General features: G+C 71.7%; 12 protein-coding genes and 1 pseudogene. 9 read left to right on the top strand and 4 right to left on the bottom strand.

The window, feature by feature from the left end; genetic code table 11:
• The first annotated feature begins 1 nt into the window (after position 1).
• Complete coding sequence (locus tag SOM08_RS18480) at positions 2-1,621, top strand: AMP-binding protein (protein ID WP_322469478.1); 1,620 nt, start codon at positions 2-4, stop codon at positions 1,619-1,621.
• Positions 1,622-1,625: 4 nt separating this feature from the next.
• On the top strand, positions 1,626-2,039 hold the full coding sequence (locus tag SOM08_RS18485; RefSeq protein WP_322469479.1) for a RidA family protein: 414 nt from the start codon (positions 1,626-1,628) through the stop codon (positions 2,037-2,039).
• Positions 2,040-2,143: 104 nt separating this feature from the next.
• Here the strand turns inward: SOM08_RS18485 and SOM08_RS18490 are convergent.
• The 3 genes and pseudogenes from SOM08_RS18490 to SOM08_RS18500 all read right to left on the bottom strand — a co-directional run.
• Positions 2,144-3,130, bottom strand: a pseudogene (locus SOM08_RS18490) (sensor histidine kinase); the annotation flags it as partial.
• A 235-nt stretch (positions 3,131-3,365) separates the two neighbouring features.
• Positions 3,366-4,529 (bottom strand): ABC transporter substrate-binding protein, encoded by a 1,164-nt coding sequence (locus SOM08_RS18495; protein ID WP_116959938.1) that lies wholly within the window; start codon positions 4,527-4,529, stop codon positions 3,366-3,368.
• 150 nt (positions 4,530-4,679) lie between these two features.
• Positions 4,680-6,821 (bottom strand): TonB-dependent receptor family protein, encoded by a 2,142-nt coding sequence (locus SOM08_RS18500; RefSeq protein WP_322469480.1) that lies wholly within the window; start codon positions 6,819-6,821, stop codon positions 4,680-4,682.
• Positions 6,822-7,277: 456 nt separating this feature from the next.
• Between SOM08_RS18500 and thiD the strand changes: the two genes are divergently transcribed.
• The gene (thiD, locus tag SOM08_RS18505; protein ID WP_322469481.1) at positions 7,278-8,084 is read left to right on the top strand and encodes a bifunctional hydroxymethylpyrimidine kinase/phosphomethylpyrimidine kinase; all 807 of its coding nucleotides are present in this window, start codon (positions 7,278-7,280) and stop codon (positions 8,082-8,084) included.
• An 84-nt stretch (positions 8,085-8,168) separates the two neighbouring features.
• Positions 8,169-8,669 (top strand): Dps family protein, encoded by a 501-nt coding sequence (locus tag SOM08_RS18510; protein WP_116959936.1) that lies wholly within the window; start codon positions 8,169-8,171, stop codon positions 8,667-8,669.
• On the opposite strand, the gene SOM08_RS18515 is transcribed toward SOM08_RS18510, so the two are convergent.
• On the bottom strand, positions 8,617-9,561 hold the full coding sequence (locus SOM08_RS18515) for a DMT family transporter (protein WP_116959949.1): 945 nt from the start codon (positions 9,559-9,561) through the stop codon (positions 8,617-8,619). The genes SOM08_RS18510 and SOM08_RS18515 overlap by 53 nt on opposite strands.
• A 74-nt stretch (positions 9,562-9,635) precedes the next feature.
• On the opposite strand from SOM08_RS18515, the gene SOM08_RS18520 reads away from it, so the two are divergent.
• The 5 genes from SOM08_RS18520 to SOM08_RS18540 all read left to right on the top strand — a co-directional run bounded on the left by SOM08_RS18520 (position 9,636) and on the right by SOM08_RS18540 (position 14,668).
• Positions 9,636-10,499, top strand: a complete 864-nt coding sequence (locus SOM08_RS18520; protein WP_322469482.1) for a LysR family transcriptional regulator — start codon at positions 9,636-9,638, stop codon at positions 10,497-10,499.
• Positions 10,500-10,560: 61 nt separating this feature from the next.
• On the top strand, positions 10,561-12,525 hold the full coding sequence (locus SOM08_RS18525) for an alkaline phosphatase family protein (protein ID WP_322469483.1): 1,965 nt from the start codon (positions 10,561-10,563) through the stop codon (positions 12,523-12,525).
• Positions 12,526-12,618: 93 nt separating this feature from the next.
• A complete protein-coding gene (locus tag SOM08_RS18530) occupies positions 12,619-12,975 on the top strand; it encodes a hypothetical protein (RefSeq protein ID WP_116959933.1) in 357 nt (118 codons plus the stop codon).
• 109 nt (positions 12,976-13,084) lie between these two features.
• A complete protein-coding gene (locus SOM08_RS18535; RefSeq protein ID WP_116959932.1) occupies positions 13,085-13,837 on the top strand; it encodes a hypothetical protein in 753 nt (250 codons plus the stop codon).
• 144 nt (positions 13,838-13,981) lie between these two features.
• Positions 13,982-14,668, top strand: coding sequence for a hypothetical protein (locus SOM08_RS18540; protein WP_322469484.1), 687 nt, complete (start codon positions 13,982-13,984; stop codon positions 14,666-14,668).
• The last annotated feature ends 6 nt before the right edge of the window (positions 14,669-14,674 follow it).

Below are 14,674 nucleotides of genomic sequence, written 5' to 3' on the forward strand. Positions count from 1 at the left end.
GATGACATCCGCCCAGACCGACCGCTTCGTGCACGACCGGCTGCCCCCACCGGGGCAATGGCCCGAGCTGCGCTTCGACACGCCCGAGCTGCAGGCCATTCCCGCGCAGGTGAACCTGGTGCAGGCCCTGTTCGACCAGGCCTTCTCCCGGGGCCACGCCGATCGCCCCTTCCTGCGCAGCGACGCGCGCACGCTGAGCTATGCGCAGGCGCGCGATCAGGTCAACCGCATCGCCAACCTGCTGGTGCGCGAACACGGCCTGGTGCCCGGCAACCGCGTGCTGCTGCGCGGCGGCAACTCGGTGGCCATGGCGCTGGCCTGGCTGGCCGTGGTGCAGGCCGGGCTGGTGGTGGTCGCCACCATGCCGCTACTGCGCGCCAAGGAGCTCTTGGGCATCATTCACAAGTCCCAGCCCGCACTGCTGCTGTGCGACGCCGCGCTCACCGGCGAGCTCGAGGCCTGCGGCAGCGCGCTGCCGCTGCTGCGCTTCAACACCGACGCCGCCGACGACCTCGAAGCGCTGGCCGCGCGCCAGCCCGCGCAGGCCACGCCCTGCCCCACCGCGGGCGAGGACATCGCGCTGCTGGCCTTCACCTCCGGCACCACGGGCGTGCCCAAGGCCGCCGTGCACACGCACCGCGACGTGCTCGCCGCCTGCGAGTGCTGGCCGCGCCACGTGCTGCGCGCCACGCCGGACGACGTGGTGGTGGGCTCACCGCCGCTGGCCTTCACCTTCGGCCTGGGCGGCCTGCTGATCTTCCCGATGTGGGCCGGCTGCTCGGTCTACTTCCCCTCGATCGCCTACACGCCCGAGGCCATGGTCAAGCTCATCGCCGACAAGGGCGCGACCATCTGCTACACCGCGCCCACCTTCTACCGGCAGATGGCGCCCTTCGCGCAGCAGCACGGCATCGGCCGACTGCGCCTGTGCGTGAGCGCGGGCGAGGGCCTGCCCGATGCCACGCGCCAGCTGTGGAAACAGGCCAGCGGCATCGAGATGCTCGACGGCATCGGCGCCACCGAGATGTTCCACATCTTCATCTCGGCCGCGCCCGAGGCCGTGCGGCGCGGTGCCATCGGCACGGTGGTGCCGGGCTACACCGCGCGCATCGTGAACGACGCCGGCCAGCCGGCGGCCGATGGCGAAATCGGCCGCCTGGCGGTGATCGGCCCCACGGGCTGCCGCTACCTCGACGAGCCGCGCCAGGCGCAGTACGTGCAAGGCGGCTGGAATTTCCCCGGCGACGCCTTCCAGCGCGACGCCGACGGCTACTACTTCTACCAGGCGCGCACCGACGACATGATCATCACGGCGGGCTACAACGTGGCCGGCCCCGAGGTCGAGTCCTCGCTGCTGGCGCACCCGGCGGTGGCCGAGTGCGGCGTGGTCGGGCGGCCCGACGAGGAGCGCGGCCAGGTGATCGTGGCCTACGTGGTGCTCAAGCCCGGGCACGCGGGCGACGCGGCCATGGTCAAGGCCCTGCAGGACCACGCCAAGGCCAGCATGGCGCCCTACAAGTACCCGCGCGAGGTGGTCTTCGTCGAACGGCTGCCTCGCACCGAAACCGGCAAGCTGCAACGCTTCGCCCTTCGTCAAAACGCTTCTCCCGCCAAGGCCTGACACCATGCTGCAACACCTTCACCCCGACGGCTGGACGCCACCCAAGGGCTACGCCAACGGCATCGCCGCGCGCGGCACGCAGATCTTCGTCGGCGGCCAGATCGGCTGGAACAGCCAGCAGCGGTTCGACAGCGACGACTTCATCGCCCAGACGCGCCAGGCGCTGCAGAACGTGCACGACGTGCTGCGCAGCGGCGGCGCCGGCCCTGAGCACATGGTGCGCATGACCTGGTACATCCTCGACCGCGACGAGTACAACGCCCGCCTGCGCGAGCTCGGCGAGGCCTACCGTGCGGTCATGGGCAAGCACTTCCCCGCCATGACCTGCGTGGAAGTGAGCCGGCTGGTCGAGGCGCGCGCCAAGGTGGAGATCGAGGTCACGGCCGTGCTGCCGGACCCGGTGGCCCAGGCCGGCTGAGCCGGGGCGGGGCGCTCAGCCCTCGCGGGCGCTGTCCGCCAGGTCGGGGGCAGCGTGAAGCTCACACGGCAGCCCTGGCCAGGCGAGGACTCGCAGCGCGCGATGCCGCCGTGGCGTTCGATGATGCGGCGCATCAGCGCCAGGCCCACGCCCATGCCCTCGTAGTCGAGCGAGTGGTGCTGGCGCTGGAACAGCGTGAACACCTTGTCGGCCGCGCGCCGGTCGAAGCCCACGCCGTTGTCGTTCACGTAGAACAGCCGCGTGCCATCGGCCCCTTCCTGCCAGCCCACCTCGATCCGGGGTTCTTGCACCGAGCGCGTGAACTTCAGGGCGTTGTCCAGCACGTGCGAGAAGGCCTGGGCGAGCAGCATGGGGTCGCCGCGCACGACCGGCAGGTCCGGGTCGATGCGCCACGACACGCGGGCCGCGTGCGGATGCCGGTTCAGGTGCACCAGCAGGCCCTGCACCAGCGGCCCCAGCGGCACGGCCTGCGCATCCACCCGCACGCGCGACAGGCGGGTGAAATCCAGCAGGGCATCGATCATGCCGTTCATGCCTTCGACAGCCCGCATTGCCGATTGCGTGTACTCCCGCTGCACCGGGTCGTCCACCTGATCCGCGTGTTCGCGCATCAGCCGCAGGTAGCCCCGGGCGTGGCGCAGCGGCGTGCGCAGGTCGTGCGACAGGATCTGCGCGAAGGCGTCGATGTCACGCAGCGCCAGGCCCTGCGAGCGCGTGCGCGATTCCAGCTGCGCCTGCAGGTTCTCGGCGCGCGTGTAGGGCACCAGCGTCTCGCGGTCCTGCCAGCGCGACAGGTCGAGCACCATGGCGTCGAAGCCCAGGTACAGGCCGCCCGGATCGATCAAGGGCATGCCCATGAGCAGGGCCGAGAAGCGCTCACCGGTGTGGCGGTACAGGGCCAGCCGCAGCTCGCGCATCTGCCCCGTGTGCCGCAGCCCCTCGATAAACCCGTCCAGAGCCCCCACGCGCTCGTCGTGCTCGGAGATGCCCAGGAAGTGGGCCAGCGGCGTCATTGGATGGGCCTGGCCTTCGAACCACGCATGCGCCGTGGTGTTGGCGCTGTGCACCATCCCGTCGGCGGTGATGAGCAGCAGCGCGCAGGGCAATCGGTCGCCCGGGGGCAGCGGCCATTCGGCCACGGGTAACACGGACAACAAGGGACGGTTCGACACGGCAGGCACTCGCTCGGTGACAACTCGCCCTGGGGCGTGTTTGCAACATCATGCAACGTTCGGCGGGGTGGCACCAGCCCTGCCCCGCAAGGGGCACCTGTCAATCCTGACGCCCCGTTCCCTGTCAGAACTGTCAGGTGCGCACGCGGCCGTCGCCGGTGAGCATCGACAGCTCGGAGAAGCGCGAGGCCACATGGTTGTCGGGGCTCAGCGAGATGCTGAAGCCACCGAAGCTGGTGTCGCCGATGGCTTCGAGCCCGCTCACGAGCGTGCCCGAACCGACACGACCGCCCGCGCGGCGCGCGCCTTCGGCCAGCAGGCGCGCGGCCAGAAAGCCCTCGAGGCTGGAGTAGTTGGGCTGCACCTTGTTGCCGCCGCGCGCGATCGCGTCGAGGAACTCGCGCGTGATGGGACGCGCAGTGGAGAAGGGGTTGGGCACCACCTGCGAAATGGCCACGCCCGCGCCGTCCTTGCCGAGCGCATCGGCCAAGGCTTGCGTGCCGACGAAGGACACGTTGAAGAAGGTGCCGCCGAAGCCGGCCTTGCGCGCCTCGCGCACGAAGGCCGCGCAGGACGCGTAGGCACTGATCTGCACCACCGCCTGCGGCTTGGCCGCGACGATGGTGGCCACGGCCTGGGCGACGTCGACCGAGTTGCGCTCCACCGTGGCCGTTGCCTTGGGCTTGAGCTGGCGCTGCTGCAGCGCGAGCGTCACGCCGTCCAGGCCGGCCTTGCCGTACGAGTCGTTCTGGTGGAACACCGCGACATGGTTCAGGCCCAGGCCGGTGAGCTGGCGCACGATGAGCTCGGTCTCGTCGTTGTAGGAAGCGCGCAGGTGGAAGGCCAAGCGGTTGAAGGGCTGGCGCAGGCCCATGGCGCCGGTGAAGGGCGCGATGAAAGGCGTGTCGGCCTTGGTGGCCAGCGGCAGCGCCGCCAGGCTCGTGGGCGTGCCGATGTAGCCGAACAGCGCGGTGCAGCCGCGCGCGAGCAGCTGGCGCGTGTTCTCGGCGCAGCGGTCGGGCTCGTAGCCGTCGTCGAGCTTGACGATCTCGACGCGCTGGCCGTTCACGCCGCCTTGCTGGTTGAGTTGATCGAAGTACAGCTGCGCGCCCGCGTTGAACTGGATGCCCAGCTGGGCGGCCGGCCCGCTGAACGCGGCCGACTGGCCCAGCACGATGCGGTTGCTCTGCGCCAGCAAGGCCGGCGCGACCAGGCTGGCGGCCCCACCGAGGGCGGTGGCGGCAAAGGCGCGGCGGGTCAGGCCAGCGACGGGGACAGGGCGTGGCAGGGAACGCATCGGACGGGCCTCCTGGGTGGTTCCGCCAGCGGGCTGGCAGATACCCCATATCGGTATGCAGACCTCGCGCATGCTACCGATCGTTGGCGCGCGAACGCTCACGCTCACCGGTCCAGGGTGACCGTTGATCGCACGATGGCGGGGACCGGCCTAGAAGCGCCGCGTGAGCTCGACGCCCGCCGACAGCGAGCGCCCCGCGCCCGGCTCGAAGAAGCGGCCGTTGCCTTCGTTGACGATGACCGAGCCCGCGTGGCGGCGGTCCGTCAGGTTGTCCAGGCGCATGAACTGGCGCCAGGTCCAGGGCCCGGTGGACTGTTCAAAGCGCGCGCCCAGCGCGAACAGGGTGTAGGCCTCGGCCGCGTCGGTGTTGAGGTCGTTCACGAACACGCGCCCGCTGCGCCGCGCCTCCAGCGTGAACACGCCGCCCACCGGCGCGGCCCAGCGCGGCGTCCACGCCAGTTGCGCGAACACCTGTTGCGCCGGCAGGCCCGGCATGCGCCGGCCCGCGGGGATGGGCGTGGGCGGGTTCACGTTCGGGCACAGGGTCGCGGTGCAGGTGAGGAAGCCGTCGCGGTAGCGCGCGCTCAGGGCCGTGTAGGCACCCGTCAGCGCGAACTCGCCCAGGGCCCATTCACCGGCCAGCTCCAGGCCCTGGCGCTCGGTACGGCCGGCGTTCTGGAAAGTGGAGCGTCCGCCGGTGTTGTTCTGCACCACGATCTCGTCGCGCGTGCGGATGTCGAACAGCGTGGCATTCCACACGCCGTTGGCGTGGCGCCCACGCAAGCCGATCTCGGCGCTGGTGCTGCGCGCGGCGTTCAGGTCGGTGTTGAGGCCGGCGCCACCGCCGCTGCGGTAGGCGGCCTCGTTGAGCGTGGGTGTTTCGAGCCCGCGCCCCACGCTGCCGAAGGCCTGCAGGTTCGGTGCGATGCGCCAGCGCGCGCCGACCACGGGCAGGGTGCCGCTGTAGCGCGCGCTGCCGCTGTCGTCGCCATTGGCGAGGAAGCGGTCGCTCGACTCGAAGCGCGTGCGCACACGGCGCACGCCGCCCTCGAGCGTCCAGTCCTCACGCGTCCAGGCGGCGCGCAGATACGGGTCCAGCGTGTCGGCGCGGTTGTTCTCGTCGCGGCGCAGGGTGCCTTGCACGCCCAGCGTGCCGCCCACGAAGTTGTTGTAGCCGCGGCGCGCGTCGCTCTGGCGGTCCATGGCCAGGCCCGCGCTCAGGTCCAGCGCGCCGCCCTGCCAATCGGTCTTGAGGCGCCAGCGCGCGTTGAAGCCCCAGTAGTCGCGGTCCAGGTCGATCACGCCGCCCGAGCTGCCCGGCGCGGCCTGCGCGCCGGTGGGAATGGACTGGAACTGCAGCACGCGGCGCTGGCCCGCGTAGCCCATGAGCTCGATCCGGTGGCCGCCGCCCAGCGATTGGTCCCAGGCCAAGCCGGCCTGCGTCTGCGACACCGACTTGCGCGTGTTGAAGTGGATCGCGCTGGCATCGGTCTGCTCGGGGTCGGCGTCGAACTGCGCGCGCGACAGGCCCAGGGGATCGTACGAAAAGGCGCTCTGGCGGTTGAACACCAGCGTGGTGCGGCCGCCCTCGTGCGCGCGCGACAGCTTGGCATTGGCCGTGCTGCGCTGCGCGGCCGATTGCGGCCGCTGGCCGTCGGTCTCGAAGCGGCCCACATCGAGCAGGTAGGACCAGCCCGGCGAGGCCGCCGTGCCGGTCTGCCCCGCCACCTGCGTGGACAGGCGCCACAGCCCATGCGGCCCGGCGGCCAGGCCGGTCCGCCACTCGCCCGGGCGCGCGCCATCCTGCGTGTAGAGCAGGATGGCGCCGCCGCTGGAGGCGCCGTACAGCGCGGCGAAGGGACCGCGCACCACCTCGATGCGGTCGGCGCTGCCGAGCGGGAAGTTGGCCGCCTGGCCCGAACCGTCGGGCGCGCTGGCGGGAATGCCATCGACGAACAGGCGCACGCCGCGCACGCCGAAGGTGGCCCGCGCTCCGTGGCCGCGGATCGACACCTGCAGGTCCTGCGCGTAGTTCTCGCGCTGGCGGATGACCAGCCCCGGCACACGCCCCAGGCCCTCGGACAGGTTGATCTGCAGTTGCCCGTCGCGCAGCTCGCTGCCCTCGATCACATCCACGCTGGCGCTGCCCAGCCAGCGCTGCGCGGCGCTGGCGTTGCCCGTGATCACCACGGGTGCGAGCGCGCCGCCATCGGGTACGGGCACGCCCTGGGCCAGCGCGCCGCTGCACAAGCAGAGCCAGGCGCCCGGCACGGTGTGGCGAAGCGCCCTCATGGCCGCCGCACACTCGGTGCCATGGCCGCGCAGCAGGCGGCCAGGTGGTCGATGCCGGCGTCGGTCAGGGGTGGGGCGATCACGGACCGGGTGTCGTGCGAGCGTTGGCCGCGACCTCGTTCGCGCCGACCGTGCCTTCGGCCTTGCGTCATGTGTCTCCTCGTTGGTGGAACCCGCTCGTGCCGGGCCGAACGATTGTGGGTGTGGTGTCCGCCGCGCCACAAGTGGCGGGGCAATACCCCACCCTCACCTGTGCCCGTTGTGTGCCGAAACGGAACACCCATCACCGCCACGCGCCCGCGGACAGGCCGCGCCAGGCCGGCGAAGCGCACCGGGACCGGCGGCGACGGGGGCGGCACAGGGCTGAGGCGCCGTGGCGACAGGCGAACCCGAACAGATGAAACAATCGGGCACGCCCGCAGCGGTCCCCTCGGACCCCGGGCAGGAACCCGCGACATGAACCTTCATCCCCCCCGCGTCCTCAGCATCGCCGGCAGCGACTCCGGCGGCGGTGCCGGCATCCAGGCCGACCTCAAGACCATGAGCGCGCTCGGCTGCTTCGGCATGACCGCCATCACCGCCATCACCGCGCAGAACACCCAGGGCGTGCGCGCCATCCAGGCCCTGCCCCCGGCGCTGCTCGAACAGCAGATCGACGCCGTGGTGGAGGACATCGGCGTGGACGCGGTGAAGATCGGCATGCTGCACGACCCCGAGGTGGTGCGCGCCGTGGCGCGCGCCATCGACCGCCACCGCCTGGAGCGCGTGGTACTCGACCCGGTGATGGTGGCCACCAGCGGCGACCGCCTCATCGCTCAGGACACCGTGGCCGTGCTGGTGGCCGAGCTGTTTCCGCGCGCCACCGTGATCACGCCCAACCTCGACGAAGCCGGCTGGTTCGTGGGCCACGCCATCGCCGACGCCGACGCCCTGGAAGGCGCCGCGCACGAGCTGCGCGCCATGGGCGCGCGCGGCGTGCTGCTCAAGGGCGGTCACCTGAGCGGCCCGGTGCTCACCGACCTGCTGCTCGACGGCTCGGGCGTCGCGCGCTGGAGCGGCGAGCGCATCGACACACCGAACACCCACGGCACCGGTTGCACCCTGTCCAGCGCCATCGCCTGTGGCCTGGCGCGCGGCGACACCCTGCGCGAGGCCGTGGCCGCCGCGCGCGAGTACGTGCGCGCGGCGCTGCGGGCCTCGGCCGGCTGGCGCCTGGGCCATGGCCATGGTCCGCTCGACCACGGCTGGGCCCAGCGACGCTGAGACACGCTTGACCCCGGTCAACGTGGCGGCACCCCGGCGGCGATAAGCTACGGCTGTCGTTCACCCTTACAGGAGCCCGCATCCATGAGCAAGAAGACCGCCAAACCCGTCATGGCCGTGAACATCGGCATCAGCGAGAAGGACCGTGCCGCCATCGCCAAGGGTCTGAGCCACCTGCTGGCCGACACCTACACGCTGTACCTGACCACGCACAATTTCCACTGGAACGTGACCGGCCCCATGTTCAACAGCCTGCACGCCATGTTCATGCAGCAGTACACCGAGCTGTGGAACGCGGTGGACCCGATCGCCGAGCGCATCCGTTCGCTGGGCCATGTGGCGCCCGGCAGCTACGCCGAGTTCGCCAAGCTGAGTTCGCTGCCCGACGCGCCGTCCGCGCCGCCCAAGGCGCTGGAGATGGTGGCCATCCTGGCCAAGGGCCACGAGGGCGCGGCGCGCACCGCGCGCGCCATGTTCGACCTGGTCGACAAGGCCAGCGACGAGCCCACCGCCGACCTGCTGGTGCAGCGCCTCACCGTGCACGAGCAGACCGCGTGGATGCTGCGCGCCCTTCTGGAAGAGTGAGGTTCGCGGCCCCGCCCGCGTCCCCGCGCGCGGGGCGGCTGCCCCACCACAGGGCCAGCGCCATCAGCGCCACGCCCACCAGTTGCCCCGGCGCGAGCCAGCGCCCATAGACCAGGGCGTCACACACCAGCGTGGCGCCGGGGTAGACAAACTGCAGCAAGGCGGTGCGAGACGTGGCCAGCCGGGCCATGCCGCCATAGATGAGCACATAGGCCAGCCCCGTGTGAACCACGCCCAGCGCCGCCAGCCAGCCCCAGGCCGGCCCCCAGGCGGGCCAGCCCGCCACCAGCACCCAGGGCCACAGGGCCAGCGCGCCCACGGCGCACTGCCACCAGGCCAGGGCCAGCGGCGGCACCGGCGTGCGCGCGCGCAGCAGCAGACCCACCGCCGTCTGGCCCACCACGGCCACCAGGCACAGGCCCACGCCGGCCATCGACACCGCGGCCCCGGCCCCGCCCACCAGGCCCGTGGCCAGCGACAGCCCCAGCAGGGCCAGCAGCGCGGCGGCCAGGCGGGCGCGCGGCAAGGGCTCGCCCAGCCACCAGGCGCCGGCCACCATCAGGCACAGCGGTTGCACGTGAAAGACCACCGTGGCCAGGCCCACCGACAGGCGCTGGATGGCCGCGAAAAACACCACCCAGCTCAGCACCACCAGGCCGGCCGCGAGCGCCACGCGCCACACCGTCCCAGCCGGCAGTCGCCACAACGGTGCCCGCCGAGCGGCCCACGCCCACAGCGTGAGCGCCAGCAACCCGAAGGCGCAGCGGAACCAGGCGGCCGAGGCGGGGTCGCTGCCCGACTCCAGCAGAAACACGCCCAGCGAGCCCAGGATGAGGCCGCCCGCGGCCATGCGCCAGGCGGCCAGTCGTTCGGTGCGTGCAAGGGTGTCCATGCCCGCACTGTCGATGTCGCACAAATTTTCGAGAAGCGGATAATTCGCATGGCTTTCATTCGATAACCGGATTCATGCGCGCCGACGACCTGCAGATCGACTGGCTCAAGTGTTTCGTCGCCGTGGTCGACGCGGGCTCGCTTTCGGCCGCCGCGCCCGAGGTGAGCCGCTCACAGTCGGCGGTGAGCATGCAGCTACAGAAACTGGAGCGCGCGGTGGGCCGGCCGTTGCTGCTGCGCGGACCGCGCCGGCTCGAACTCACGCCCGATGGCCAGGCCCTGCTGGGCTACGCACGCCGCCTGCTCGACCTGCACGCCGAAGCCCGCGCCGCCCTGCGACCCGACACCCTGATGGGCCGCGTGCACCTGGGTGTGCCGGACGACTACGCCGCGCGCTACCTCACGCCCGTGCTCAAGCGCTTCGCCGCGCGACACGCGGCGGTGGAGATCGAACTCGATTGCGAGCAATCGACCCGGTTGATCCCCCGCGTGGCCCGCGGCGAACTCGACCTCGCCCTGGTCTCGCGCGACCATGCGCAGCGCGGCAGCCTGCTGTTCCACGAACCGCTGGTATGGGTGGGCTCGCCGCAGTTCGACGTCTGGCGCCGCGACCCCCTACCGATCGCGGTGTACGAGGACAGCAGCCTGGCACGCAAGCACGCCCTGACCACACTGTCGCTGCAGGGCCGCCGGCACCGGGTCGTGTACCACAGCTCCAGCCTGGCGGGCCAGATCGCGGCGGTGGAGAGCGGCCTGGCGGTGGCGGTGCTCACGCAGTGCAGCGCGCCACCGCACCTGCACGTGCTGGGCCCCGAACACGGACTCGGGCCGCTCGCGCCCATGGCCGTGGCGGCCTACCGCAGCCGCGCCTCGCGCGGCTCGCCGGCGGTGGACGCGCTGCACCGCGTGCTGGTGCAGACGCTGCGGCAAGCGGTGTGAACCGGCACCCTGCCGCCAGCGCCAGGGCCGGCTTCACACAGGCGCGCCACAATGTCCGCGCATGACCGAGGCCCCACCCGACTCCCTGCCGCCCGTGCTCGCCGGCCCCGTGCTGCGCCGCGTGCAGGCGCGCCGCATCGCCTGGTGGCTGGCCTGCAGCCAGGCCCCCGCGCACTTGCGCCTCACCCTCCTGCCAGAGGATGGCGCCCCCACCACCCACAGCCCCGCCGTGCACACGCTGCGCGTCGGCGAGCGCCTGGCGATCCTGCTGGTCGATCTCGAACTCGACGCTGACCTGGTGCCCGGCGCCTGGACCGGCTACCGCTTTGAGTTCGGCCACGTCGACGGCACCTGGACCGCACTCGACGACCCCGCCCTCTGCTACCCCGGCCGCGACACCCCGGGCCTGCGCTTCGCGCCCGAGGTGCGCGCGCTGCTGCATGGCTCATGCCGCAAGCCGCACCACGCGGGCGGCGGCGACGGCCTGGCGCGCGCCGACGCGCACCTCGAGCAACTGCTGGGCGGGGCGATCGGCGAGGCCACGCCGTGGCCCGCCGCGCTCGTGCTCAGCGGCGACCAGGTCTATTGCGACGACGTGGCCGGTCCCATGCTGCGCGCCATCCATGGCCTCATGCGGCGCCTGGGCTTGCGCGAAGAGGCCATCGCTGGCGCCGACGGCAGTGAGGTGCGCTGCACCAGCGACCTGCTCGCCCACCCCGACACCTACTACCGGCGCGAGCGGCTGCTGCCCCGAACGCCCAAGAGCGAGCGGCTGATCGACCTGGTGTTCGAAGGCGTGAAGAAGCCCATCTTCACCACCGACAACGCGCACAACCACCTCATCACCCTGGGCGAGGTGATGGCCATGTACCTGCTGGCCTGGTCGCCCCTGCCCTGGCAGGGCCTGGACCTGTCGCCACCGCCCGGACTGGGCGAAGAGAACGCCGAACGCTACGCGCGCGAATCGCGCGCCATCGCGGGCTTCCAGCAAGGCCTGGCCGCCGCGCGGCGCGCGCTCGCCCACCTGCCCGTGGCCATGGTCTTCGACGACCACGACGTCACCGACGACTGGAACCTCAGCCGCGAGTGGGAGGACGTCGCCTACGGCCATCCCTTCTCGCGCCGCGTCATCGGCAACGCCCTCGTCGCCTACCTGCTCAACCAGGCCTGGGGCAACCAGCCCGAGGCCTTCGGCGGCGATGCGCTCCTGCAGCAGACGCAGGCCGCGCTCGACGAGCCCGGCGGCGAGGCGCACGAGGCGCTCATCGAGCGCTTGCTGCACTGGCGCGACTGGCACTACGTGTGGCCCACCACGCCGCCGCTGATGGTGCTGGACAGCCGCACCCACCGCTGGCGCTCCGAGGTCTCGCCGCGCCGGCCCTCGGGCCTGATGGACTGGGAAGCCCTCACCGATCTGCAGCAGGCTTTGCGCGGCCACCCCGCCGTGCTGCTGGTGGCCTCGGCCCCCATCTTCGGCGTCAAGCTCATCGAAACGGTGCAAAGGGTCTTCAGCTTCTTCGGCCACCCCCTGCTGGTGGACGCCGAGAACTGGATGTCGCACCCCGGCGCGGCCAGCGCCATGCTCAACATCTTCCGCCACCCGAAGACGCCCCAGACCTTCGTGGTGCTATCGGGCGACGTGCACTACTCCTTCGTCTACGACGTGGAACTGCGCCCGCGCGGGCGGCGCCAGTCCACGGACCACCCGGGCCCGCACATCTGGCAGATCTGCAGCAGCGGCCTGCGCAACAGCTTCCCCGATGGCCTGCTCGACAAGCTCGACCACCTCAACCGCTGGCTGTTCTCGCCGCGCTCGCCGCTCAACCGCTTCACGCGGCGGCGCCACATGAAGGTCACGCCGCGCAAGCCGCAGGGCACGCCGCACGGCCGGCGCCTGCTCAATGGCAGCGGCATCGGCCTGGTGTGCTTCGACGAACACGGCGCACCGGTGCGCATCCGCCAACTGCTCTGCGACGGCCGCGACGTGGATTTCGTGCCGCGCGAAGCGGAGGCGCGCGAGGACTGATCCCCCGCAGGCGCCCTCCGCCGATCCGCCCGGCGCGCCCCGTGATCCCCTTCACGGGACACCGCCCGCCCACTGCGCTAAGGTCGATGCGCCATGGAAAACGCTTTCGAGAAGCTCGTCGCCGTCTGCGAGCGCATGCGCCACCTGACCGGCACGCTGGAGACCATCCGCAACCTGCTGATGGCCGACGTGATGACCAGCAGCGGCGACACCCGCGCCGCCATGGGCGACACCCAGGAAACCGCGCGCGGCCTGTTCATCCACGCCATGGGACTGCGCCAGCGCGCCGGCACCGACCTCGAGGCCACGGTGCAGCTCATCGCCGCCGACACCGACCCCCAGCACGCCGCCCAACGCCAGGAATGGCTGCAGCTCTGTCGCGACCTCGCGGGCACGCTGCAGGGCATCGACGGCGTGCTCACCGAGCTCGAACAACACTTCCGCCGCTGAACCGTGCACCATCGGCCGTTTTGGTGAATAATGATTTGCATGTGCATATATCCGCGAATTAGAAATTCGGAAGGCAGCGCCGCGCCTGCGCGCCGCCCGGGAGGCGGTCATGCACGATGAACTGAAGGAGCCTGCCCGCGCGCTGGCCTGGGCCGTGGAGCAGCTGCGCCCACCGCGCGTGCCGCTGGAACGCCTGTCCATGCACCTCAGCACGCGCCCGCACGACGCCAGTGGCGAGGTGGTCCAGGGACGCGGCATGCCCGACGCCGAGGCGCCCCGCGGGGAACGCCAGAGCGTGCTGCGCCTGTACGCCGAGGCCGTGCTCTTCCTGGTGGTGGAGCTGCGCGCCGAGCCGTCGCGGCGCCTGCCCGGCCGGGTCCGGCTCTCGCTGCCCGACCTGGACTCGCGCGGCGCCGCGGTCCTGGGCAACGCCGCCTGGGTGGTGGCGCGCCGCGCCGTCGCCCACCATGGCCAGCTGTGCGGCACCGTGGTGCCCGCCCCCGGTGACGCCGATGGCGGCGCCCGACCGCTGGAGCCCGGCGGCCCCACCATCCGGCTCGACCTGCAGCGCCTGCTGGCCTTCGAAGAACTGGGCGCGCGCATCGAGCGCGCGGCCACCGAGGGCGATCCGCAGGAGTTGCATTGGCGCTACGAGCGCAGCCGACTGCAGGACGTGTTCCGCCGCTACCCCTGCCCGCCCGAACTGTTCGAGCAGCTGTGGACCGCCTACCGCAGCTTCGTGGACGGCCTGGGCCCGGTCGCCAGCTTCGAGCAGTTCTACACCGCCCGCATGTGCGCCGGCGGCTTCCTCGAGATGCGCGCCAACAGCGCCTTCGGCCTGCTCGAGCCCCTGCGCGCCTGAGGCCGGCGCGCCGCGCCGCTCGTCCGCCAGCGGCCTGGCCGCGGCGTCGGCGCTCACTAACTCACTTTGTTGAAAGTAAACTCCGCGAAGTGTGAAGCCCACAAGACCCGAGCCGCCCGGGGCCACACCCCGGCGAGACGAGACATGAACGCAACCGCCCTCAAGCGACCCCTGGTCGATCTGTCCCGGCCACGCGCCCAGCGGCCCATGATGGGGCTGGACATCGAGGAGTGGCGCGGCGAGAACAACCTGTCCAAGCACGACGCGCAGTACGCGCTGGGGTTCCGCAACTCCAACCACTACAACAAGATGTGCGCCCTGCCCCTGCTGCCCGAGGCGCTGGAGCTGCTCATCCGCCTGTACGAGGAAATCCCGCGCGAGCGCGGCTGGGCACGCTACTCCATCAAGGAACTGTTCCACCTCATGTACGACCCGGCGCTTGCGCCCTTTCTCGGCACCGAGCTGGAAACCTGGGCGCGCGTGGACCTGGGCACGCGCTTCGCCAAGATCTTCGGCCGCTCTTCGGCGCGCCAGTACCAGTGGCTGTCCGACGACCGCCGCCGCAACGACACCGACCTGCCCGCCTACGCCGTGATCGAGTGCATCCTGAGCAAGCTCAAGCAGGTGGACGATCCGCGCGAGGTGCTCGAGCGCGTGGCAAAGAAGGTCTGGGCCCTGCGCGGCGTGGACCTTGACACCGAATTCCGCATCCCCACGCCCGAGCACCCGCCCACGCGCGAGAAGACCGGGCGCAAACCCGGCGTGAAATCGAAGAAGGCCGCCGCCCCGGCGGCCCCCGCCGCGCGCAAGGCCGCGGCCCGCCGGGCCTGAGCGCCC

The organism is Hydrogenophaga sp. SNF1 (assembly GCF_034421675.1).
Classification (GTDB): Bacteria; Pseudomonadota; Gammaproteobacteria; order Burkholderiales; family Burkholderiaceae_C; genus Hydrogenophaga; species Hydrogenophaga borbori.

What these genes read in the sequence shown, in the direction of transcription:
- SOM08_RS18515 (WP_116959949.1), bottom strand. Translation starts at nt 9,561, where the DNA reads ATGGACACCCTTGCACGCACCGAACGACTGGCCGCCTGGCGCATGGCC.
- SOM08_RS18535 (WP_116959932.1), top strand. Translation starts at nt 13,085, where the DNA reads ATGCACGATGAACTGAAGGAGCCTGCCCGCGCGCTGGCCTGGGCCGTG.
- SOM08_RS18480 (WP_322469478.1), top strand. Translation starts at nt 2, where the DNA reads ATGACATCCGCCCAGACCGACCGCTTCGTGCACGACCGGCTGCCCCCA.
- SOM08_RS18540 (WP_322469484.1), top strand. Translation starts at nt 13,982, where the DNA reads ATGAACGCAACCGCCCTCAAGCGACCCCTGGTCGATCTGTCCCGGCCA.
- SOM08_RS18525 (WP_322469483.1), top strand. Translation starts at nt 10,561, where the DNA reads ATGACCGAGGCCCCACCCGACTCCCTGCCGCCCGTGCTCGCCGGCCCC.
- SOM08_RS18495 (WP_116959938.1), bottom strand. Translation starts at nt 4,529, where the DNA reads ATGCGTTCCCTGCCACGCCCTGTCCCCGTCGCTGGCCTGACCCGCCGC.
- SOM08_RS18520 (WP_322469482.1), top strand. Translation starts at nt 9,636, where the DNA reads ATGCGCGCCGACGACCTGCAGATCGACTGGCTCAAGTGTTTCGTCGCC.
- SOM08_RS18485 (WP_322469479.1), top strand. Translation starts at nt 1,626, where the DNA reads ATGCTGCAACACCTTCACCCCGACGGCTGGACGCCACCCAAGGGCTAC.
- SOM08_RS18510 (WP_116959936.1), top strand. Translation starts at nt 8,169, where the DNA reads ATGAGCAAGAAGACCGCCAAACCCGTCATGGCCGTGAACATCGGCATC.
- thiD (WP_322469481.1), top strand. Translation starts at nt 7,278, where the DNA reads ATGAACCTTCATCCCCCCCGCGTCCTCAGCATCGCCGGCAGCGACTCC.
- SOM08_RS18530 (WP_116959933.1), top strand. Translation starts at nt 12,619, where the DNA reads ATGGAAAACGCTTTCGAGAAGCTCGTCGCCGTCTGCGAGCGCATGCGC.
- SOM08_RS18500 (WP_322469480.1), bottom strand. Translation starts at nt 6,821, where the DNA reads ATGAGGGCGCTTCGCCACACCGTGCCGGGCGCCTGGCTCTGCTTGTGC.